The sequence below is a fragment of the Zobellia russellii genome (assembly GCF_018728565.1).
Classification (GTDB): domain Bacteria; phylum Bacteroidota; class Bacteroidia; order Flavobacteriales; family Flavobacteriaceae; genus Zobellia; species Zobellia russellii.
Window position 1 is genome coordinate 88,939 of the sequence record NZ_JACSOI010000012.1, and the last position, 21,535, is coordinate 110,473.

Sequence of the window (21,535 nt, forward strand, 5' to 3'; positions counted from 1 at the left end):
CCCCTTTTCCTAAAATGATCAGACCACAATATTAATTAATGCGGGGCCACTAATTGCATTTCTTTTTAATGAATCAAGCGTTCTTTCAAGAGACGACACAAGAGATTCAAACGACGCGGTTTTTCTTAGATATCTATTGGCTCCACATTCAAAAAGTTCCTCAATACGGTCTATGTCAAATTCGGTTGAATATAAGACTATAGGAACATTCTGAAACAATGGATTCTTACGGATTTTAATTAGACAGTCGCTACCGTCCATTATAGGCATGTAAAGATCCAAAAAAATAACATCAGGTAAAGCAGTGCCGGTCTCAAGTTCCTTAAGTAATTCTAAAGCATTGTTAAAAGTGCGTAAGGAAATTGGAGCGTTAATTTCAGCCAAGGCATCACTAAATATTTCTTGATCAGTGGCATCATCGTCCGCCAAGAATACGGACCATTTTTTGTCGGTAGTGATATTTGAAGTAATCATTGAGTAAATCTTTTATGTTAACGAATGCCCTAACGGGTTTTATAAAATAACCACCACTACAGATGCGGTAGTTTAAGAGAGTTAACAAACGAAGATATAATCAACAGGCGATGAAAATGGAACCAATAAAAATTTTAATTGATCGATTTGAAATACTAGCATAAGAATATCTTTACCCGGAACCGGACTAAATGATAAACCGAATCAAACCGATAATAGGTTCTTAAAGACCAATTAATCAATACAGGCTACACTGAGTTGAAGTTATTATAAGACAAAATTAAAGTTAAGGTAATATATGCCTTAACTTATCTAGGTATCATTGCAGGTGTTAGACCACACCTATGAAAATCTCAGATGCCAATTTGTTTTTGCTCACTCTCAAAGACAACGAGGTTGCTTTTAAGCAACTCTATGACCGGCTCTGGAAAGGACTTTATCTATTCTCTCTAAAGCTGTTACAGAATGAAACGGAAGCCAAAGATGTAGTTCAAGATGTTTTCTGTAATCTCTGGACCAAAAGGAAGGAACTAGAAATCAAAAATGTAAAATCCTATTTATTTTCTGCTACTAAATACAAGTGTTTGGAATACATCAGGAAAAACAAAAATTATACTGATTTACTAACTCAGGTAAATCTTGTCCATATAGAAAACAATACAGAGAGAGAATTGGACTTTAAAGAAACCAAATCCAAAATTGAAAGTTGCATTAATACCCTGCCATTAAAGACCAAGCAAATTTTCACTATGAGCAGATATGATGATCTGTCTAACAAAGAAATTGCTCATGAATTGAATATTTCTATAAAAACGGTTGAATATCATATAACCCAATCAATCAAACAGTTGACACCTGTTATTGCTTCCTGAAATTATTTTTTTCAAAAAAAACACCTTTTTCTTTAGGGTTACCCCTCTTTTTTCACTCTTACTTATAGAGCACCATAGTAATGACGGAAAAAGAACTTCAAAATTTAATTGATAAGTACATTTCAGGTAACTGTTCCCAAGAGGAAAAAGAGCTTTTGGATAAAGTTCTTGATAGTTATACTATTACGGACGCTACGATGCAGATACAAGACGAAGAGTCCCGTATTCAATCCGAAATATATTCCAACATTATCAAAAAGGGAATAACCCCTACCCAAAACCAATCCCCCAACACTTATAAATGGTTGAAAATTGCAGCCGCAATGATTCTGCTTTTATTTAGTTTAAGCGCTGCTCTTTATACCATCAATCCGTTTGAAAAAGAAGATGTAGTTGCACAAGAATTTATAACTAAATCTACTAAATGGGGGCAGCGTTCCACCTTAACACTACAAGATGGAACAAAAATTACCTTAAACGCTGGCAGTAGTGTTGAGTTTCCCGAAAGTTTCAATAACCTTTCCAAAAGAGAGATAAAACTCAACGGTGAAGCGTTTTTTGAAGTAGCAAAAAATCCCTCCAAACCGTTTATTATACATACCGAAAACGTAACAACCCAAGTATTGGGAACCTCGTTCAATGTAAACGCTTACGATTTTAGTGAAAATATATCTGTTACGGTCAGGACAGGAAAAGTACGCGTACAATCAGAAAATAAGGATGGTGACATTAATACGGTATATCTAACGCCAAATCAGATGGCAGAGTACAGTAAAAAAGGGGATGAACTTATCACATCTACCGTTGCCAATGAGAACTATCTAGATTGGAAAAATGGAATTATCAGATTTAACGACATCACTTTCCTAGAAGCCTCAAAAATGCTAACCAGATGGTATGGTATTGAAGTAGACTTCCTGTCTCCATCTCTTAAAAACTGCCATGTTACGGCTCGTTACGAAAAAGCAAAACTTCACGTAGTCTTAGAGAGTATAAAATTTGCCACCAAAGGTATGGACTACGAGTATTTAGAAAATAACACCATTTTATTTAAAGGATCATGCAACCATTAAAACCCTTAACCACCATGTAAGATAGACTCAAAACAAAAAAGCAGCCTGTGACACTTTGGCGAGGATCAACAGACTGCATAGCATTTAACGATTAAATAGATAACCATTAAACATTCTGTGAAGTTATGAATTCACTAAGTATTAAACAATTTATTGCGTTGACAATGAAAATTACCGTTCTACTTGTGATTGTTGCGCTAATGAACCCTCTTTTTGCATCGACGGTTGAAGCACAACGATTAGACCAAGTTTCCGTAGAACTATCCCTAAAGAATGCCTCTATTGAAGAGGTCATCTCAACTATTGAGGAACAAACTGCATTTAACTTTGTTTATGGGCGTTCCATTACCAGTTTAAAAAATAGGTACAACTTTAATTACAGAGGAGTCTCGTTAAAATCAGTTTTGGAAATCCTGTCCAAAGACGCAGGTCTTGCATTTAGGCGAATAGATGAAAATATTTCCATAGATCGACGAAAGCAAACCGAAAAGAAAGTTGTTGACCTAATTTTTCAACAAGTTGAAGGAAGGGTTCTAGACGAAACCGGCCAACCCTTACCCGGAGCCTCTATTGTAGAAAAAGGAACTACTAATGGTACAGCTACGGATTTTGATGGCAATTACAGTATTAATGTGGGACCGGATGCGGTACTGGTTGTATCCTATATTGGTTACGACACAGAATATATTCCCGTAGGAAACGAGACACAGATAGACATTAAATTATCCATGGCTTCCTCTGCCTTACAAGAAGTTGTGCTTATTGGCTATGGCCAACAGGCCAGGGCCAAAGTTGTTGGATCGGTTTCAGAAATAAAAAACAGCGAACTTGAAAATGTTACAGCTGCTACGGTTGACCAGCAACTGGCAGGTAAAATTTCAGGGGTAATTATTAATCAATCTAACGGACAACCGGGTACAGATTCGCAAATTATTATTAGAGGTACAGGAACGTTAACTGCAGGTACCAACCCTTTAATCGTAGTTGATGGTTTTCCGCTTACGGAAGGTAGTTCACTAAGTTCTGTAAACCCTAACGATATTGCGGAAATAAATATTTTAAAAGATGCCGCTTCTGCATCTATCTATGGTTCAAGAGCTGCGAATGGAGTAATATTGATTACTACCAAATCCGGTACCCGTAATCAAAAAACAACGGTAACACTAGAAACTTATGGCGGCGTGCAACAACAAAGTTCCGGAGTGGAATTGGTAGATGGTTATGAATTTGCTCAATTCCTAACGGAAGCTAGAAACTGGGGCTATGTTTCTAAAGACCCCACTAATAGAAGCGAAACGGATCCAAACTCAGTAAGGGTCACAAAACTAATTGATGGAAAACAGATTGACGGCCGTGAACTTTTCTTGCCGGAGTTGACTCCCTACTTAAATGGTGAGCCCGGTCTTGTGAATACTGACTGGATCAATGAGGGCTTTAGAAATGCCGCTTTATCAAATTATGCACTTTCTGTTTCCGGAGGAAATGAAAAAACAACGTACTATACATCTTTAGGATATTATGATCAAGAAGGTGTTGTTGTTGGTACGGATTTTAAACGCTACTCAGGATCTGTAAACCTTCAGAGCCAAATTTCGGAAAAGGTGAAATTTGGCATTAACTTAAAGCCTACGTATTCCATTGAAAACTCGGTAGACCAAGGTAGCCGTAGTAATGGTGTACTTGGTCTCTCTGTCCTTAATTTCCCATTCTATAGTCCATACAATTCAGATGGAAGCATTAATATCAGTGATCAACTTGTACACGAACAGCATGAAGTTGAAGGCGTTCGTATTAACGGTACGCCGGTTGAAAACCTAATTGCCACAGCCAATTTAATTACGGACGTTAAAAAACGTTTTAGGATTTTTGGTAATGCCTTTATAGATGCAGAAATTCTGGAGGGACTAACCTATAAATTCTCATTGGGTGGCGATTATGATTCCTATGTACGGGATTACTACTACCCTATTGGTGTGGGATCATACCGAACTCCAGCCCCAAGAGCAGATGCCAATGGAGAACAACGCAAACAGAACAAAATCAACTATTTGCTAGAGAATACCTTAACGTATGACAAGAGTTTTGGGAAACACCACCTTAACCTTTTAGGTGGTTATACTTTTCAAAAGGAAAATACGGATTATACAAGGGTAATAGGTACCGGATATGCAGATGATAACATTCAGAACATTGCGGGTGCTAGTGCTTTTACGGCATCGGCGGATGTAGGTATATGGACATTGGAGTCTTACCTAGCTCGTTTGCAATATGATTTTGATTCTAAATATTTAATATCGGCAGCCATTCGTCGCGACGGTTCTTCAAGATTCGGAATCAACAATAGATGGGGTAACTTTCCATCCGTTGCAGCCGGTTGGGTATTTACCAGAGAAGACTTTTTTCCTCAAAATGATGTAGTAAGTTTTGGTAAGATATCCGCCAGTTGGGGGCAAACAGGAAATAACCAGATTGGCACCTATGCTTCCAAAGCATTGGTAACGGATTCCAACTATGTATTTGATGGTGGCATTGCACCAGGATATATTACCACATCTGCCCCTAATCCAGATTTGGGTTGGGAAATAGCTTCTTCCTTTAACATTGGCCTAGACCTTGGTTTGTTCAACAATAAATTGAACTTTAACATGGCCTATTACAAAACCAACACCAAAGATTTGCTATTGGATGTTCCTGTTCCACAGCAAACTGGTTATGATAATGTATTGGCCAATATTGGAGAGATGGAAAACCAAGGCTGGGAGTTTCAGATATCAGGGAACAATTTTAAAGTAGGAGAATTGGGTATTGGATTTAACGCCAACCTAACCTCCTATGAAAACAAAGTTATTGCTCTTGGACCAGGTCAAGATAAAATTGCTACAGGTAGGGACCAACTTTTTACAACCCAGATTGGTAGACCTATAGCCGAAATCTATGGCTACACCTTAGATGGTGTATTCAAGACACAAGAAGAAATTGATTCTACACCACATTTGGACGGTACGCTTACGGGCGATTTAAAAGTAGTTGACATTAATAATGACGGTGTTATAGATGATGAGGACAAGAGTTCCAAAGGCACTTATGCTCCGGATTTTACTTATGGCTTTGGTGTAAACTTGGATTATAAGGGTTTTACTTTAAGCGCCAATTTTGCAGGTGTTGAAGGAAGAACATTATTGGATGGAGACTTAAGCTCTATAACTGAATCCGGAGAAGGTTTTGGGGTTCCTACCAAATATTATTTTGATAATAGGTATCACCCTGTCAACAATCCTGACGGATTTTTGGGACAACCCAACTTCGGAAATTTCTCCAACTCAAGAAAAATTCTGCGTAGCTCTGTTACCGTAGAAGAGAACAATGGGGATTATTTCAGATTTAGAGACTTACGAGTAGGTTATAATTTTCAAGAAAACCTTTTGGAGAGAATTAAACTTTCCGGCTTGCAGGTTTATTTCTCTGGAAACAACCTATTCACCTCAACTAAGTGGAGAGGCTGGAACCCTGATGGAACTTCTAGTGACATACTTACTTCCGGCTACAATTCCGGTGGCAACTACCCTATTTCCAAGACCTATACAATTGGTTTAAAAATCTCATACTAAAAAGCTATTCAAATGAAAAAGTATATATCCTTAACTCTTGCCGTTCTTGTATTGGGACTGGTAAGCTGCGAAAAAGAATTAATACAGAACCCGACCACCACCAAGGTTGCCGATAACTTTTACGCCAATGAGGCCGAAATGGAAGAAGCCGTAAATGCGGTGTTCGCTACATTGCAATTTACAGGGGTTTATGACACGGCAATGCCCGCTGTGGGAGAATTGCCCGGTGAAGATGCCTATGATGAAACTCCTGCCAATGATGGTGGCAATTACGGAATGTTGGACGATTTTATAGTCATTCCACAAAGCAGCCTTATTGCTAACGTTTGGGAAGACACTTACAAAGGCATCCAAAGAGCCAATATTGTGCTCAGTAGAATTCAAGAAGTAGAGTTTGAAGACGCAGAGTTAAAACAGGCACGTACCGGAGAAATGCTGTTTATTAGAGCTTTGCTTTATTTTAATTTGGTGAGAACTTTTGGAGACGTTCCCCTTATTATAGACGAAGTTGGTAATCCACAGGAATATTTTGGCCAGTCTAGAACACCTGTTGCGGAAGTCTACACCCAGATTATTTCAGATTTGGAAGCTGCGGAAGGTGCTCTCCCCTCTCGCAATGACAGCAACAGAGGACGTGTTGTAAAAACGGCAGCACAGACCCTTTTGGGTAAAGTATACCTTACCCTAGGAGATTACTCTGCCGCAAAGGAAAGTTTGTTAAAAGTGGTAAACTCTAACGCTCATGATTTAATCGCGGTAGATGAAGTTTTTTCAGTTGATAACGAACTTAATGAAGAACTCATATTTGTGGTTCAATACGCTTCAGGAATAAACTCTAATGGCGAAGGTTCTGATGCTTATAGAATGTTCAACCCAACCGGAAGACAGGATGGCGGTATGGCCGGTACCAAAGGGCATGGCGTACTTAAACCTGATTTCTTCGCATTGTACGATGATGCAGATACCCGAAAAGGAGTGTTTGTAGGACAATTGGAATCCGGTTTAGCTTATAATAATAAAATTGCCGTTCCCACAACCGTGATTGGTGACTCCCCTAGTGACTGGGTGGTATTGCGTTACGCCGATGTGCTTCTTATGTTGGCCGAGATAGAAAACGAATTGGGTAACACCGTGGAAGCTACCACTTACTTGAATGAAATTCGTAACAGAGCTGATCTTGGGGATTATAGCGGTGGTACGGATAAGGCCTCATTGTTTGCTGAAATTGATTTACAAAGACGTTTAGAGTTGGTTTGGGAAGGTCACCGTTGGTTCGATTTATTACGCCAAGGTCGTGCACAGTCCGTTTTGGGCATCACGGATGCCAACAAATTACTACTACCGCTGCCCGCAAGTCAAATAGCCGCGGACCCGGCATTAGTTCAAAATCCAGGTTACTAAGAATAGAATATGAAGAAACAGATAAAATACACCGTTAAAGGGTTTTTGTTTTTGATATTTGGAATGCAAATGGTTGTGGGACAGGAGTCCCACAACGCATCCAAAAGCAAAGCCACGCAAATTTTACATCAGCTTAAAAATCCGTCTGCGGAATATATCGTTGCCATTTCCCACAGAGGAGATTGGCGCTATGCACCTGAAAATTCATTAATGGCCGTTCAAAGGTGTATTGACTTGGGTATTGATGTAATTGAATTGGATTTTAGGCTTACTAAAGATGGTCATCTAGTGGCTATGCATGACACTACGGTGGATAGAACAACTGACGGAAGTGGAAAAGTAAATGAGTTGACCTTGGCGGAGATAAAACAATTTCGCCTTAAAAATGCTGCTGGAGTTAGGCATTCCAACCAACAGGTGCCCACACTAGAGGAGGTCATGAACTTGGTAAAAGGTAAGGTCATGGTAAACTTGGACAAGACCGAAAGTAAATGGGTAAGGGAGTCGTATGAAGTTTTAAAGAAGACCGGAACCGTAGACCATGCTATTTTTAAAGGTAATGATGACGTTAAGGTGATGCGCCAAAAATACGGTTCCCTTATGGATAGCATTATATACATGCCCAAACTTTGGTACAAGAATCCAAAAGTAAAAGAGCTATACCAAGGATATGAAAAAGACATTAATCCGTTCTACTACGAAACTATCTTTGATACCGAACAAGCCCAACCGCTTTTAATAGCCAAATCACAAATGAAAACTAATGGAGATGGTTTTTTAGCAATTGCTCTCTGGGATGAATTATGTGCCGGTAGAACAGATGAAATGGCTCTATTGCAAGGTCCTGACAAAGCTTGGGGCTGGTTATTGGAACAAGGTGCCAACGCAATCATGACGGATAGACCTGAAGAATTGCTTCGCTATCTTGAAAGCAAAGGTTTAAGAACCATGAAAACCGTGAATTAAAATTGATAAAATGAATCTAAAAATAAACCTGAGCACTATTGTTTTTGCTTTTTTGTGCTTCAACCAAGGTTTCTGTCAAACAACTAAGGCAGATAGTATTTTATATGATTTTAATCACCGACCCGAAAAGATTCTAGTGGCGGCCCATAGGGCCGCTCACCAGAATTATCCAGAAAACTCAATTGCTGGCATCCGTGAAAGCATTCGTTTGGGAGTAGAAATTGTTGAATTGGACATCAGGGTTACCAAAGATGACAAATTAGTGGTAATGCACGACCGTACCGTAGACCGAACCACCAATGGTACTGGTAAAGTTGAGATGCTCAGTTATGAGCAAATACAGCAACTTCACCTTAAACATAATAACCACTTGACCGAAGAACAGGTTCCTACTTTTGAAGAAGTGCTTTTGGAAACAAAAGGGAAAATTTTAATTGATGTGGACTTTAAAGCTGCTCCTAAACATATTGACAAAGCCCTTGCGCTAATCAAAAAACATAATATGGAAGGGCAGATTATCTTCTTTTTGTACGATTATAAGCTATCTCCAAAACTTCATGAGAAAAGTCCGGATATTAAAATTATGCCTAGGGCCCATAGCCAGGATGAAGTAGAAGAAATTCTAAAGTGGGATTACATTAAAGTCATCCACGTTGATGAAAGTTATTATGATGATGCACTTATGAAGCATATTTTAGATGCTAACGTTCGAGTATGGATGAATGCTTTGGGCAAATATGACAGCATGGAAAAAAACGAGAAGAATTCCGGTTTTAAAGCCTTATTAAAGCAAAAAAACATTAATATCATTCAAACAGACCTTCCAGAGGAATTAAATGAATTTCTTTTAATCGAAAAGTAACCTATTCCATAATGCCGCATCAGATGAAACTAAAACCATTTACCCTCATTTTAAGCCTTCTAACTTTGTTAATCGTAAATGTTGGTTACGCTCAAGACAACGAAGAGCTTAATACCCATGGTCACAGCCACTACAAGTCCTTTTCTAAGATAGCTGGTCATAAATTAATATTTCCCTCTGAAGTTCCTGATCGCATTATTGTTAACCTAACTGCGGACCCTGCCCACAGTTTTGCTGTAAACTGGCGCACCCAGCAATCCGTAGATTCCGCTTTTGTAGAAGTTGCCCTAGAATCCCATGGGCCGGAATTACGACTACCCGGTAATTTTAGGAGAATATTGGCAAAAACACAACTGTTCGAGAACGAAAATATACGGGACAAAGAACCCAAAGTGCTTGCTGCTTACCACTCGGCTTTGGTAGACGGTCTAGAACCTGGTAAAATTTATGTATACCGTGTTGGATATGGAACGCCGAATGCGAATACTTGGAGCGAATGGTTTCAAATAGAAATGCCCGATGCAAATATAAATACCCCTTTCAGCTTTGTATATTTTGGAGATGCGCAGAACGATGTAAAATCCATGTGGTCCCGAGTCATTCGTAAATCTTACAAAATGGTGCCGGATGTTGATTTTATGCTACATGCCGGTGATTTGATCAATCACAGTGAATCCAATGAAGAATGGGGTGAATGGTTTTACGCAGGCAGCTACATTCACGCCACAATACCAAGCGTAATGACGCCCGGAAATCATGAGTATAAGGATGGGGAGCTTTCCAAACTGTGGAAACCCCAGTTCAACCTGCCACAAAACGGACCTCAATTGGAGCACATGGAAACCTATTATACACTGGACTACCAAAATATGAAGTTGATTTCCTTTGATGCGGAACAGTTTGATGAGCACCCTGAATCTCGTAAAAAAGTAATGGAATGGCTTGAAAAAACCCTATCCACAAATACCCGTAAATGGATAACGCTTTTTATGCACTACCCTATTTATTCTACCGCTAAGGGGCGTGATAACAAAGTATTACGGGAAGCATTAAAACCCTTAATTGACAAGTACAAGGTGGATTTAGTACTGCAAGGCCATGACCATACCTATGCCCGTGGAAACGACTTAAACAAAGATCAAGGCAAAACCATTATTTCAGATGTTGGGACTATCTATGCCGTATCCGTTAGTGGTCCTAAAATGTATGAATCCCAGAATCAGAATTGGATGGCCCGCCGTGGTGAATTCACTCAATTGTTCCAGATTATTACGGTTTCTAAAAACACCATAAAATACCAAGCCTTTACACCTTTAGGAGGATTGTACGATAGTTTTGAATTACAAAAAGATGATACCGGAGCAAAAAAACTCATCAATCAAGAAGTAGAACTTCCTTTACGGTTGAAAAAGAATCTGATTGGGGAGTAAATCTTATAGTGGTCTTATACCCTTACAACACTTTAATAGAAAATAAAATTCCGTAGTAATGTATATGTGAATCCTCATCGTCATTATGCAATGGAACATGCTTTCGTATAATGTATGGTGTTTTCGCCTTTAAGGTTTTCTCACTTATAGGCTGTAATCCTATTCATAAAAAACAACAAAGAGCCTTACCTACCCTAATTTCACTTGCTCATTAGAATTTATGACACTCCTCACCCTAAACATTATTGCACCTTAATTGCATTATAATCGCAATTCAGTTGCATTAATGGTTTTTATTATTAATTTTACCGACGTAACAAATTTGTCACACAGCCATTGAACATTAGAGAATCCAATAGTAAAGTTTCCCTTGGACAATATGTTAATGAGCGTTTATAGTGAACAACAAAAGTTTACAAGCTATAGTCAATTGCAGGCAATAGCTTTATTAAAGGTTAGATTCATAATATTTTTAGTTCAGTAGTTTTACTAATGAAGATTGGTCGTTTAAGAAATAGTATAACGTTTCTCCTCCTTGCCCTATTTATTACAACAAAAATGGCGGGCCTTCATTTATTTTCACATACAGATGAAGATGACCATGGTGTGGAATGCTGTATTTGTCTCCATGTAAACACCATTAATTTAACTCCCGCCACTACTCCTGAATCTCAGTATTCGGCAATTCAGAATACAACATACTTACTTCAAGAAACGGTTACTGAAATTTATAGCTTTGTCGGTTCAAGTTCTATTGCCACGGACCAGCTTTTTTCACGGCCGCCGCCATTTCAACACTAAGCACTCCTATACGCTATCATTGCTGGTTTGGTTCCATACAAAAGTTCAATGTTTTTTTGCTCTAGTACTATGGTAGTGATTCCATATACCAAGTAATTGACTACTTACCTCAACAGCATTAAGTATAGGCTCACCTAGCCCCTTTCCTGGGATAACAGATTATTATCTTTTAGTTCTCCATTATGTTTCATAAAATACTGGGTATATGGCTATTCCTTAGTCTATGCGCCACAGCGTTCGCACAGGAAACTTTTCAAATTAAAGGGATTGTGTTGCACGCAAAAGACTTATCGCCGGCACAGGGCGCTACAATTGCAGGTAAAAGCTTGTATGCCGTTTCAACGGAAAATGGTGCTTTTATCATAAACCATGTGGCTAAGGGCTCGTACTCCTTTACGATATCTCATATTGGTTGCGAACCTACAACCATTAGTGTTGATGTAGGCCCACATATGGAAGAACTAACCGTATTCTTGCATGAGTCCGCTACCGTACTAGACGAAGTAAAAGTCAATGGAAAAACCAAAAAAAGAGAAGCTTTAGAAGTTCCCATAGTCACTACGTCGGTGTCCAAGGAATTCCTTGATCAGAACAGGGAAAACACGCTAATGCAGACCTTAAGCAAAATAGCCGGGGTCAGTACTATAAATATTGGTTCGGGACAATCCAAACCCGTAATTCGCGGACTGGGTTTTAACCGCGTTGCCGTGGTACAGAACGGCATAAAGCACGAAGCACAGCAATGGGGCAATGACCACGGCTTGGAAATTGACCAGCACGGTATCGAAAACATACAGATTATTAAAGGTCCGGCTTCTTTATTATACGGATCTGATGCTATAGCAGGTGTTGTAGATATACAGCCAAACCAAACACCGTTACCCAATTCTTTTGATGGCGAAGTGAATATCCTAGGCGAAAGCAACAATGATCTGCTGGGTGTTTCTGCAGGTGTTACGGCTAGAAAAGACAAATGGTTTTATCGCGGGCGCCTAACGTATAGGGATTATGGCGACTATAAGGTACCGGCTGACCAGATCAATTATGAGAATTACATATTTGAATTGCATGAAAATAATTTAAGGAATACGGCCGGAAACGAAGCGGATGCAAGTCTAGGAATCGGTTTTGTTTCTAATGGCCTAAAATCTGAAACCGTATTTAGTAATGTTAACGCCAAAAACGGATTCTTTGCAAATGCACATGGTTTAGAAGTTAGAACTTCCAGTATAGATTATGACAACTCTAGCAGAGATATAGACCTTCCCTATCACAAGGTCAATCACTTTAAAATCACCAACAATACTTCAATAAATATTGGAGAGCATAATCTACACCTAGACCTTGGTTATCAGAACAACAACCGTGAAGAACATTCAGAGCCTGTTCCTCATGGCTATATGCCAACACCTCCGGAAACCAAAGAAAGATTATTTATTAAAAATACCTACTCCTTAAATTTTCGGGATGCCTTTCAACCTACTGACCAACATGACATGGTGGTAGGTTTAAATACGGAGTACCAGAACAACAATATAGGCGGATGGGGATTTTTAATTCCCGAATACAACCGTTTTACCGCTGGTCTTTTTGCATACGATCAGTTTGAGGTCAATTCTGATTTTCATGTTCTAGCAGGCCTGCGTTATGATGTGGGTCGTGTAGATACCAAAGCGTATTATGATTGGTTCCCTTCCACCGTAAATAACGAGGATGGCTCTACATCATATATTTTCCTGCAACGGTCAAAAGACAAAACACTCGATTTTGGTAGCCTTAGTGCCTCTCTAGGCATCAGCTACATCAAAAATAAAACCAGTTACAAAATAAATGTTGGCCGAAGCTTTAGAATGCCATTGGCCAATGAATTGGCATCGGACGGTGTTAACTATCACATGTACCGTTATGAAAAAGGGAATATCGATTTGGACCCGGAAATATCGTATCAGCTAGATTTGGCCGTAGACCATACAGAGAAATCATTTACCGTAGGTGTGAGTCCGTTTGTAAACCTATTTCAAAATTACATTTACCTCAACCCAACATCAAGCTATTACGAAACCATACAGATCTATGAGTATACCCAAGCCAAGGTATTTAGAATTGGTGGCGAGTTTAACGCAAGTACTACCATTACTAAAAGCCTACAGGTAGATGCCTCTGTTGAATACGTGCATTCCAGGCAGATCAGTGGCGCGAAGGAAGGATTTACATTGCCGTTTTCCCCTCCATTATCCGGCTTGCTCTCCGCTAGATATGAATTCAACAAGCTACTATTTTTTAAGAAGCCGCAATTGATCGCCGATTTTAGAATTACAGCGGCCCAGGAAGAAATTGTACCTCCGGAGGAAAAGACGGACGGCTATCAGGTGTTGAACATGTCTTTTTTAACGCAAGTAGATGTTTTTAAGAACGATCTGCCTCTAGAAATGCGTGTAAAACTGAACAACGTATTCGATACCAAATATTTTAATCACACCAGCTTCTACAGACTCATAGATGTTCCAGAAGCCGGTAGAAACATCTCATTATCCCTAACAATACCTTTTTAAAATCAGTAATCAGTAATCAGTAATCAGTAATCAGTAATCAGTAATCAGTAATCAGTAATCAGTAATCAGTAATCAAATTAAAAATTAAAACCTATGAAAACAACTAGTATGAAACCCAATTTAAAATTTTTAGCAATCGTTGCTTCCGCCGGACTCTTTTTACAATCCTGTAGTAGTGATGATGATGGAGCTATTGAAATGAATGCTCCCGTCATTACCAGCTTTGAATATGGCGAAGGTCATCATGACGAGGGTGAAGACCACGACCATAAATCAGAAGAAGCATATGCTTTTAAAGGTTCTGACATCCATTTAGCGGCAGAAATCAGTGCAGAAGCTACGGTAAGCAGTATAACACTTTCAATTCATTCAGATGACGTAACTGCCGAAGAAGGAGAAGTAGACTGGGAATTTGAAAAGGTATTTACGGATGCTAAATACTTAGTAATTAATCCAGAATTTCATGAGCATATAGATATCCCTGCAGATATTCCTTCAGGTGAATACCATATTGAACTTTTGGTAACCGATGAACTAGGGAACAGCACAGAGGTAGAAGGTCACCTTGAAATTATGGACGTTATTACTTTAAGCGATTTTTCAATTGATGAAACCGTTGCCAGAGGCGAAGATTTTCATGCCGAATTTATGATCAGTGCCGTAAACGGTATACATGGTATTACCGTTGATATTCACGCACACGGACTAACGCTTGCCGAAGGCGAAGAAGAGTGGCATTTTGAATCTGAGTACACAGAAGGATACCACGAACTCACCGATGCCGAGTTCCATAAACATATTGATGTGCCGGTTACTGCTCCTGCAGGTGAGTACCACATGGTTTTTACTGTGGAAGATGAAGATGGCAATACTAAAGAATATGACACGCATTTAATTGTTACCGAGTAACTAAATCCAATAACACCGCATAGTACTTAGAAGTGCTATGCGGTTTTAAATCGCATAAAATGAAGTTCTCATTAAAATATTTCTATTTAGCATCCTTTATTTTGTTAACCGCTGCATGCTCTAACGATAACAGTGATGACATAGATGAAGAAAAGCCTACTATCAGCGTTAATTATTCAGAAGGTTTTCCACAAGGTTGCACATTGTTGACCAGAGGAGAAACCTATAATTTTAGGGCCATGGTGACCGATAACAGTGAACTGGCCGCTTACAGTATTGATATCCACCATAATTTTGACCATCATACCCATGACGACCAAGTAGCGAAATGTGAATTGGGCGAAGTTCAATCCCCTGTGAATCCTTTAATTTATGTGGAGAACTTTACAATTGATGGCGAATTGACAAGCTATGAAATAAATATTGCCGTAACCATACCAAACGATGTTGATACCGGCGATTACCACTGTGCCTATTCGGTTACAGATGCAACCGGCTGGCAAAGCCGAACTTCCATAGATATAAAAATCGTGGAGTAAAAAACACCCATAAGCTTAAACAAACCTTTTACCATATGGAAGCGATAATTACGATTGTTGGTTTTTTAGGCGCGGTAAAAAACTTCATTGTTAAATCATATTCTACACATGAAAGAAAATTTTTATTTAAAGCTTTGACCAAAATACAACTAAAACATAATTCCGTGGGTTGGACCGGTATGCAACATTCTGCCGATTATGTAGAACTGGCCATGTACGGACCGGGAAGCCAACTGTTGAAACCCTTTATAAAAAATACGGACCTGCACTACCTTATGCTGGAAGCAGCGGAGGTTGAAAATACGTTTTAATGATTTTTACCCTCATACAGAATAGAAACACTAAATGACCGCATTTTACCTTATTAGTATGATAGTTTCAGGAATAAGTGTATCAACTAAGTTTAGTGATTGCTTTAATCATCAAAAGGACTGACCACATTTAACAAAGTAGGTTCTGCAACTTGGGTATAAATCATTGTTGTCTTAATTGAATTGTGACCGAGTAGCTTTTGTATCACCCTTATATCAGTTCCTTTTTCCAAAAGGTGCGTAGCATAACTGTGTCTTAAGGTATGTGCTGTAATCCGTTTATTGATTTTTGCTCTTTTTGCCGCCGCCTTAAGTAATTTATTAAAGCTTGAACTAGAGTACTTTCCCCCTTTTTGACCTTCGAACAAAAAGAGCTTTGGTGAAAATTCTTTGTAATACATACGAAGCATAACTAGAATTTTTTCGGATAAGGGAATTATGCGGTCTTTGTTGCCTTTTGCAGATTTAACATGTATAACCATCCTAGATGAGTCTATGTCCATGATTTTTAAGTCTATTAGTTCGCCAACCCTCAAACCCGCACTATAGGTAAGGGCAATCATACTTTTATGTTTAACGTTATTGGCACATTGAATGATTTTTAGAATTTCCGTTTTTGAAATTATCACAGGAAGTTTTTCAGGCTTCCTACTGGGAAATAAAAATTCTAGATTAATATTTTGCCTGAACATCTCCTTATAGTAGAGCTTCAACGCCATTGCAATCTGTTTCTGATAGGAGTAAGAAACTTTTTTGGTATGCACCATGTGGTAAAAATACCTTTGCAGCTCCGTTTCGCTCACTCGGTTTAAGGTTTTTTGGAAAAAATGCTCGGCCATCTTTACAATTGAAGAATAACTGTCAATCGTATTTTTACTATACCGTTTAACCTCCAATATTTTCACAAAATCAGGAATGGACATATTATGTCTAATATACTAATTAATTCTAAAAAAGTATTAAATTTAAACCTAATACGATGGTTATGTGGAATTTGCCGCATATCCACTAGTTAGCACACATATGGCAACCATCGAACATTTAACAAACGAAGCGAAATTATTAGCAGAATTAGCCAATTCAAATTTGGGTAGTTTAGAAGGACGTTGCCCTGAAAAAATTGAAATTCAAGATTACTATTTAGGTATTTTAAGAAGACAAGCTATTTTACATCTTGACTTGGAAAGAATACTGCAAAATCGAAACGCTGAATTAATTACTACGCCTTTTATTTTGCTGAGGAGTTTAATGGATGACTTTCTTCACCTACTCTATCTCGAGCTTCACGCTGACAGAGAAGAAGAAATTGTAAAAATTAATGCAAAGACACACAAACAGTCATTTAAGTCCATAGAAGATTTAACAAATTCAAATCATAATCACTTCAATGGAGCTTATGGTTATTATTTAAATGACGAACAATTTCAGGCACTAAAAGATATATTTACTGGAAAACCTGAAAATGACAAATACTTCACAAATAAAGACGAATTTCGATTCAAAAATTTCTTGCCTCTTTCACAAGTTGCGGAAAATATAACTCACTCACGAGACGTGGAAATTTTCAAGGATAGAGCATTTTATTTATGGAAAGAGTTTTCATCATTTGTTCATTATTCTAATTCATCATTTTATCTTGAGACAAATCCGAATCCAATAAATCTTCAAAAAATCGAAGAAGGTTTTCAATATTGTTACAATTCAATCTATCTTTCATTCAAATATTTTGAGCGGACATTTGGAATTGAATTTATAGATAATGCGAAATTAAGAGAGCGACACGGAATAATATACGTGTGCTAACAATGTATATAAAACATAGCTGTTACAAGCTTTCCCAAAGGTTTGCGTGTATTTGCGAAGACCGCCAAATTTTTAAATTTGGCTTTTTGAGAGATTAAAATAAAAAGAAAAATTTAAAAATTCGGCTCGTGTATAATCCGAAAAGTTAGCGTCTTTTTACACGCTACGTTTCATATACTGGACCGTTGGCAACAATATGACGAAACGCAGAAATAACCGCAAAAGAAGTCGATTTTCGATTTTATTCCCAATTTTGACAATAATCGGAATTGGAATTATTGCTGTGCTAACTTCTGGTTACGAAAAAAGTTGGTCGCATAATTGGAATGGTGTTTCGGAATCTATTAAAGACTCTGTTTTAGTCGTTAGAGACATTGCTTATACAGGTGGAACTGGACCGAATGGAAGGTCAATGGAAAAGTACGCTAATAAAAGACTTTGGATAATGGATAATGCGACTGAAAATGAACTCTTAAATTTGACAAAATATCCGAATGGAACTGTAAAAGCAATCGGTTACGAAGGACTTATAAGAAATAGTGTTTTTGATAAAAAAACCGACTTAATTTTAGAATCAATAAAAGACAAAGAATACAAAGTTTATTATTTAATGGGTTGTGAGGGAATTGAATTGGATGTTAGTGAATATCTAATTCAATGGTTTTTAAAAATTGACAATAAAATGCCACCATTCCGACCTGAATTAATTGCTGATTATGGATTATCGGAATCTGAAAAAGAAAAAATTCTGACGGAATTTCATAATCGGAAAAAATAAAAATACTGTTGCCAACACCGTATATAAAAAATTGCTGGTGTTTGGCTCAAACAAGGGTCGTTGCACGTTTGCTACGTCTGAATTTCCTTCGGAAATTCCTCGCACGCAAACCCGCAACTTTCCATATACAAAAACGTTGGCAAACATTATGACGAACATTCATCAAACTGAAAAACAGTAGTCACTTAAACAAATGGATATTGAAAAAATCTTAAATAAAATTGGAGAAACATATCATCCTATCACCAATGAATGTCAACAAGAGTTAATTGCGAATTCAAAAATTGTAAGTTATAAAAAGGGCGAGATTGTAGCTCGTGAAGGACAATTTTCCAAAAAAGCCTACTTAATTGTAAAAGGTTGTTCAAGAGCATATTATTTAAAAGACGGAAAGGACATTTCTGACTGGTTCACTTTTGAAAATGAAATAATGGCTGCAATTATCAGTTTTTTCAGCGAAGAGCCAAGTCCTCATTATGTTGAATTTATTGAAGATTCCGTTGTGCTTGAATTTTCAAAAGATACAGTTGATTGCCTTTCGAAGAAGTACCACGATTTTGAACGTTTTATTAGTAAAGTTGTTACTCAAACTATGTTAGGTCTATGTGAAAGATTATATACAATTCAGTTCAACAAGGCAGAAGAACGCTATAAACACCTTTTAAATATTTATCCAAATATAACCCAAAGAATACCTCTTACGCACATTGCATCCTATTTAGGAATTACACTTGAAACATTAAGCAGAATAAGAAATCCAAAAAAACGAATTTGATTTATATCAAATGATACATCTTCCATTAAAATAACCTTTGTAAAAAGGTTTAAAAAATGGAAGAAAACAACAAACAACTAAAATCAATTTGGGGAAAATGGTGGGAACCTATTAGAAAATGGTTTTATCCTATTTGGTTATTATATGAACTTACCATTCGTTTTTACAAATATGCAATAGCCGTTTACAGCTATTTTATCGAAAAGCAAGATTACTTCGATTCATATTTGGGAGAAATCGGGACACAAATATTAGCTGTTTTTTGTAGTGTTAGCAGCTTCATAATTTGCACATTCTTCTTAACGGTATCAACTTGTTTTATTCTTTATAAGTTCTTCAAAATTGAGAATTTAACAGACACGAAATTTGAAAGAAAATTGAAAACTTATTTTTAGGTTTATGAAAAACATACTAATCATAAATGGACATCCAGATAAAGAAAGTTTCAATTTTGCACTTTCAAAATCCTATAAAATAGGGGCTGAAAAATCGAATGCTGAAATAAAGGAAATTAACATCAGAGAATTGAACTTCAACCCAAACCTACAATTTGGATATAGAAAACGAACAGAATTAGAACCTGACCTATTAGACGCTCAAGCCAAATTAAAATGGGCTGACCATTTAGTTTGGATTTATCCTGTTTGGTGGAGTTCTGTACCTGCAATAATGAAAGGGTTTTTAGACCGAGTTTTACTTCCTGGATTTGCTTTTAACAAAAGAGAAAATTCATTATTTAGCGATACGTATTTTACTGGAAAAACAGCAAGAGTAATTTGTACATTAGACCAACCTGCGTGGTATTATAAATGGGTTTATGGAAACCCTAGCCACAACGCTATGAAAAAAGGAACATTAAAATACATTGGAATAAAAAAGGTGCGAATTACTACTATTGGACCTATAAGACTTTCTAAAGAAGACTTTAGAGCAAAATGGTTAAGAAAAGTTGAAATTTTAGGTCAAATGAATAAGTAATAACGCACGACAATTAATACGCTAAATGAAAAAATAACGATTTGCCAACAAGGTATAAAAATAAAAGCGGCCTTGGTGCTTAATCAAAGTCGCTTATATATATTTACGGTAGGTCTTAAACAGAAAGTTAAGCCTTTCAAAATCCGCTACTATTTTTATACGAGACGTTGGCAATAATGTCTAAAAAAACTCAATGACACCATTTCAAATTACATTTCACTTCTTGAATAATCAACGGAAGATTGAACAACTCGAGAAATCATTTATAGCAATAGATGAACAGCTTGAGTTATTTGAAAAACAACATTCGAGTACAATTAAAAATTATTTAAAAAGTTGGCAAGAAGAATTAGACGCTTTAACTGAACGATATAAAAAATCGGAAAAAAGTGCTCAACAAAAATATGATGAAACAATTGGAGATAGTGACCCTAACGACCAAAACAACATTGCTTACGCTACTCATATTTCAGGAATAGACTATTTAGCACACAAAAAACAAGAGGATATTGAAGAGATAAAAGCTAAATATTCAGATTTTTTAGACCTTTTTAGTAAGTCTACCTTAATTGGACTTTACTCATTAAATGAAAATTTTTTAAGTAAAATATGTGAGTTGTCTTCTCAAACATTTGCAAAAAAAATAAAGCTTTCACATTTTAGTCAGAGAGATTATCTACTATCATCATTTAATTATTTAGAATTGGTTATAGATATACCAATTGAACCATTTGAAAAGTATATATCCAAACTAAAAGATATTCAATCCATAAGAAATAAAATAATTCACGAAGGCTCTGAAATTAAAGACAGGTCGATTTTAAAAACCATAGAGAAGTATTCACCGAATTTTTTATATGACCAAGAAAAGGAGTTTTTAAGAATTGTCAGTTCTAATTTCAATAAAGACTTTTTTGAACTATTAAAAAACCTTTATCAAGAATTATTATGGCAATTAGAGGAAAGACAAAAATATAAAACTATAAAAAATATACTTGAAAATTGGTTTGGACTAATTCAGGGAAAAATAACAATATCAGAAGTCAATTCAACTAAAACATCAAGTAAAAAAAGAACGATTGATTTTAAAATTAGCTCAGATAATGAGAAAATTCCAGAACTGAATGGAAAGTTGTCTTTAACGAGTAATAAAGGCTACAAAGTTGAAATAATTGACCAATCTGAAAATGAATTGATTAAAGAACTTCTCGAAGCAGAAAAGGATTTAATTAATTTAAATTTAGAATTAAAAACCTTTATGACTTTTGACAAAAATTTAGACATTAGATTATTAATTTATTAAAAAACACTATTGCCAACAATGGCTCCTATGAAAAGCCCTAGGCCAGTTCTCTAAAGATAATATTTTATTTTTTATTAGTCCATAATGTTGATTTTGGGGT

The 21,535-nt window shown here is 37.0% G+C and carries 19 protein-coding genes and 1 pseudogene; 18 read left to right on the forward strand and 2 right to left on the reverse strand.

The window, feature by feature from the left end:
• Nucleotides 1–18 precede the first annotated feature (18 nt).
• Entirely contained in the window at nucleotides 19–474 is a 456-nt protein-coding gene (locus tag H9565_RS19495) for a response regulator (protein ID WP_215442046.1), read from the reverse strand.
• 344 nt (nucleotides 475–818) lie between these two features.
• Here H9565_RS19495 and H9565_RS19500 point away from each other — a divergent pair, with 344 nt between their 5' ends.
• The 12 genes and pseudogenes from H9565_RS19500 to H9565_RS19555 form a co-directional block, all read left to right on the forward strand.
• The gene (locus H9565_RS19500; RefSeq protein ID WP_215442047.1) at nucleotides 819–1,346 is read left to right on the forward strand and encodes an RNA polymerase sigma-70 factor; all 528 of its coding nucleotides are present in this window, start codon (nucleotides 819–821) and stop codon (nucleotides 1,344–1,346) included.
• Nucleotides 1,347–1,426: 80 nt separating this feature from the next.
• Nucleotides 1,427–2,419 (forward strand): FecR family protein, encoded by a 993-nt coding sequence (locus H9565_RS19505; RefSeq protein ID WP_215442048.1) that lies wholly within the window; start codon nucleotides 1,427–1,429, stop codon nucleotides 2,417–2,419.
• Between the two features lie 125 nt (nucleotides 2,420–2,544).
• Nucleotides 2,545–6,027, forward strand: coding sequence for a SusC/RagA family TonB-linked outer membrane protein (locus H9565_RS19510; protein WP_215442049.1), 3,483 nt, complete (start codon nucleotides 2,545–2,547; stop codon nucleotides 6,025–6,027).
• A 12-nt stretch (nucleotides 6,028–6,039) separates the two neighbouring features.
• The gene (locus tag H9565_RS19515; RefSeq protein ID WP_215442050.1) at nucleotides 6,040–7,428 is read left to right on the forward strand and encodes a RagB/SusD family nutrient uptake outer membrane protein; all 1,389 of its coding nucleotides are present in this window, start codon (nucleotides 6,040–6,042) and stop codon (nucleotides 7,426–7,428) included.
• 9 nt (nucleotides 7,429–7,437) lie between these two features.
• On the forward strand, nucleotides 7,438–8,394 hold the full coding sequence (locus tag H9565_RS19520; RefSeq protein ID WP_246560841.1) for a glycerophosphodiester phosphodiesterase family protein: 957 nt from the start codon (nucleotides 7,438–7,440) through the stop codon (nucleotides 8,392–8,394).
• Nucleotides 8,395–8,404: 10 nt separating this feature from the next.
• Nucleotides 8,405–9,256 (forward strand): glycerophosphodiester phosphodiesterase family protein, encoded by an 852-nt coding sequence (locus tag H9565_RS19525; RefSeq protein WP_215442051.1) that lies wholly within the window; start codon nucleotides 8,405–8,407, stop codon nucleotides 9,254–9,256.
• A gap of 23 nt (nucleotides 9,257–9,279) precedes the next feature.
• Nucleotides 9,280–10,686, forward strand: a complete 1,407-nt coding sequence (locus tag H9565_RS19530) for a purple acid phosphatase family protein (RefSeq protein WP_215442052.1) — start codon at nucleotides 9,280–9,282, stop codon at nucleotides 10,684–10,686.
• A 558-nt stretch (nucleotides 10,687–11,244) separates the two neighbouring features.
• The gene (locus tag H9565_RS19535) at nucleotides 11,245–11,487 is read left to right on the forward strand and encodes a hypothetical protein (protein WP_215442053.1); all 243 of its coding nucleotides are present in this window, start codon (nucleotides 11,245–11,247) and stop codon (nucleotides 11,485–11,487) included.
• A 182-nt stretch (nucleotides 11,488–11,669) separates the two neighbouring features.
• The gene (locus H9565_RS19540; RefSeq protein ID WP_215442054.1) at nucleotides 11,670–14,039 is read left to right on the forward strand and encodes a TonB-dependent receptor; all 2,370 of its coding nucleotides are present in this window, start codon (nucleotides 11,670–11,672) and stop codon (nucleotides 14,037–14,039) included.
• Nucleotides 14,040–14,132: 93 nt separating this feature from the next.
• Complete coding sequence (locus H9565_RS19545) at nucleotides 14,133–14,948, forward strand: DUF4625 domain-containing protein (protein ID WP_246560843.1); 816 nt, start codon at nucleotides 14,133–14,135, stop codon at nucleotides 14,946–14,948.
• Between the two features lie 59 nt (nucleotides 14,949–15,007).
• Complete coding sequence (locus H9565_RS19550; protein WP_215442055.1) at nucleotides 15,008–15,487, forward strand: DUF4625 domain-containing protein; 480 nt, start codon at nucleotides 15,008–15,010, stop codon at nucleotides 15,485–15,487.
• A 143-nt stretch (nucleotides 15,488–15,630) separates the two neighbouring features.
• Nucleotides 15,631–15,798: pseudogene (locus H9565_RS19555) on the forward strand (alkaline phosphatase); the annotation flags it as partial.
• A gap of 104 nt (nucleotides 15,799–15,902) precedes the next feature.
• On the opposite strand, the gene xerA reads toward H9565_RS19555, so the two are convergent.
• Nucleotides 15,903–16,721, reverse strand: a complete 819-nt coding sequence (gene xerA, locus H9565_RS19560) for a site-specific tyrosine recombinase/integron integrase (protein WP_215442056.1) — start codon at nucleotides 16,719–16,721, stop codon at nucleotides 15,903–15,905.
• Between the two features lie 100 nt (nucleotides 16,722–16,821).
• Between xerA and H9565_RS19565 the strand changes: the two genes are divergently transcribed.
• The 6 genes from H9565_RS19565 (at nucleotide 16,822) to H9565_RS19590 (ending at nucleotide 21,435) form a co-directional block, all read left to right on the forward strand.
• A complete protein-coding gene (locus tag H9565_RS19565; protein WP_215442057.1) occupies nucleotides 16,822–17,601 on the forward strand; it encodes a hypothetical protein in 780 nt (259 codons plus the stop codon).
• A 196-nt stretch (nucleotides 17,602–17,797) separates the two neighbouring features.
• Complete coding sequence (locus H9565_RS19570; protein WP_215442058.1) at nucleotides 17,798–18,379, forward strand: hypothetical protein; 582 nt, start codon at nucleotides 17,798–17,800, stop codon at nucleotides 18,377–18,379.
• 193 nt (nucleotides 18,380–18,572) lie between these two features.
• Nucleotides 18,573–19,154 (forward strand): Crp/Fnr family transcriptional regulator, encoded by a 582-nt coding sequence (locus tag H9565_RS19575; protein WP_215442059.1) that lies wholly within the window; start codon nucleotides 18,573–18,575, stop codon nucleotides 19,152–19,154.
• A gap of 56 nt (nucleotides 19,155–19,210) precedes the next feature.
• Complete coding sequence (locus H9565_RS19580) at nucleotides 19,211–19,549, forward strand: hypothetical protein (RefSeq protein ID WP_215442060.1); 339 nt, start codon at nucleotides 19,211–19,213, stop codon at nucleotides 19,547–19,549.
• A 4-nt stretch (nucleotides 19,550–19,553) separates the two neighbouring features.
• A complete protein-coding gene (locus tag H9565_RS19585) occupies nucleotides 19,554–20,132 on the forward strand; it encodes an NAD(P)H-dependent oxidoreductase (RefSeq protein ID WP_215442061.1) in 579 nt (192 codons plus the stop codon).
• Nucleotides 20,133–20,325: 193 nt separating this feature from the next.
• Nucleotides 20,326–21,435, forward strand: a complete 1,110-nt coding sequence (locus tag H9565_RS19590) for a hypothetical protein (RefSeq protein ID WP_215442062.1) — start codon at nucleotides 20,326–20,328, stop codon at nucleotides 21,433–21,435.
• Nucleotides 21,436–21,535 lie beyond the last annotated feature (100 nt).

What these genes read in the sequence shown, in the direction of transcription:
- H9565_RS19495 (WP_215442046.1), bottom strand. Translation starts at nt 474, where the DNA reads ATGATTACTTCAAATATCACTACCGACAAAAAATGGTCCGTATTCTTG.
- H9565_RS19500 (WP_215442047.1), top strand. Translation starts at nt 819, where the DNA reads ATGAAAATCTCAGATGCCAATTTGTTTTTGCTCACTCTCAAAGACAAC.
- H9565_RS19505 (WP_215442048.1), top strand. Translation starts at nt 1,427, where the DNA reads ATGACGGAAAAAGAACTTCAAAATTTAATTGATAAGTACATTTCAGGT.
- H9565_RS19510 (WP_215442049.1), top strand. Translation starts at nt 2,545, where the DNA reads ATGAATTCACTAAGTATTAAACAATTTATTGCGTTGACAATGAAAATT.
- H9565_RS19515 (WP_215442050.1), top strand. Translation starts at nt 6,040, where the DNA reads ATGAAAAAGTATATATCCTTAACTCTTGCCGTTCTTGTATTGGGACTG.
- H9565_RS19520 (WP_246560841.1), top strand. Translation starts at nt 7,438, where the DNA reads ATGAAGAAACAGATAAAATACACCGTTAAAGGGTTTTTGTTTTTGATA.
- H9565_RS19525 (WP_215442051.1), top strand. Translation starts at nt 8,405, where the DNA reads ATGAATCTAAAAATAAACCTGAGCACTATTGTTTTTGCTTTTTTGTGC.
- H9565_RS19530 (WP_215442052.1), top strand. Translation starts at nt 9,280, where the DNA reads ATGAAACTAAAACCATTTACCCTCATTTTAAGCCTTCTAACTTTGTTA.
- H9565_RS19535 (WP_215442053.1), top strand. Translation starts at nt 11,245, where the DNA reads ATGGCGGGCCTTCATTTATTTTCACATACAGATGAAGATGACCATGGT.
- H9565_RS19540 (WP_215442054.1), top strand. Translation starts at nt 11,670, where the DNA reads ATGTTTCATAAAATACTGGGTATATGGCTATTCCTTAGTCTATGCGCC.
- H9565_RS19545 (WP_246560843.1), top strand. Translation starts at nt 14,133, where the DNA reads ATGAAAACAACTAGTATGAAACCCAATTTAAAATTTTTAGCAATCGTT.
- H9565_RS19550 (WP_215442055.1), top strand. Translation starts at nt 15,008, where the DNA reads ATGAAGTTCTCATTAAAATATTTCTATTTAGCATCCTTTATTTTGTTA.
- xerA (WP_215442056.1), bottom strand. Translation starts at nt 16,721, where the DNA reads ATGTCCATTCCTGATTTTGTGAAAATATTGGAGGTTAAACGGTATAGT.
- H9565_RS19565 (WP_215442057.1), top strand. Translation starts at nt 16,822, where the DNA reads ATGGCAACCATCGAACATTTAACAAACGAAGCGAAATTATTAGCAGAA.
- H9565_RS19570 (WP_215442058.1), top strand. Translation starts at nt 17,798, where the DNA reads ATGACGAAACGCAGAAATAACCGCAAAAGAAGTCGATTTTCGATTTTA.
- H9565_RS19575 (WP_215442059.1), top strand. Translation starts at nt 18,573, where the DNA reads ATGGATATTGAAAAAATCTTAAATAAAATTGGAGAAACATATCATCCT.
- H9565_RS19580 (WP_215442060.1), top strand. Translation starts at nt 19,211, where the DNA reads ATGGAAGAAAACAACAAACAACTAAAATCAATTTGGGGAAAATGGTGG.
- H9565_RS19585 (WP_215442061.1), top strand. Translation starts at nt 19,554, where the DNA reads ATGAAAAACATACTAATCATAAATGGACATCCAGATAAAGAAAGTTTC.
- H9565_RS19590 (WP_215442062.1), top strand. Translation starts at nt 20,326, where the DNA reads ATGACACCATTTCAAATTACATTTCACTTCTTGAATAATCAACGGAAG.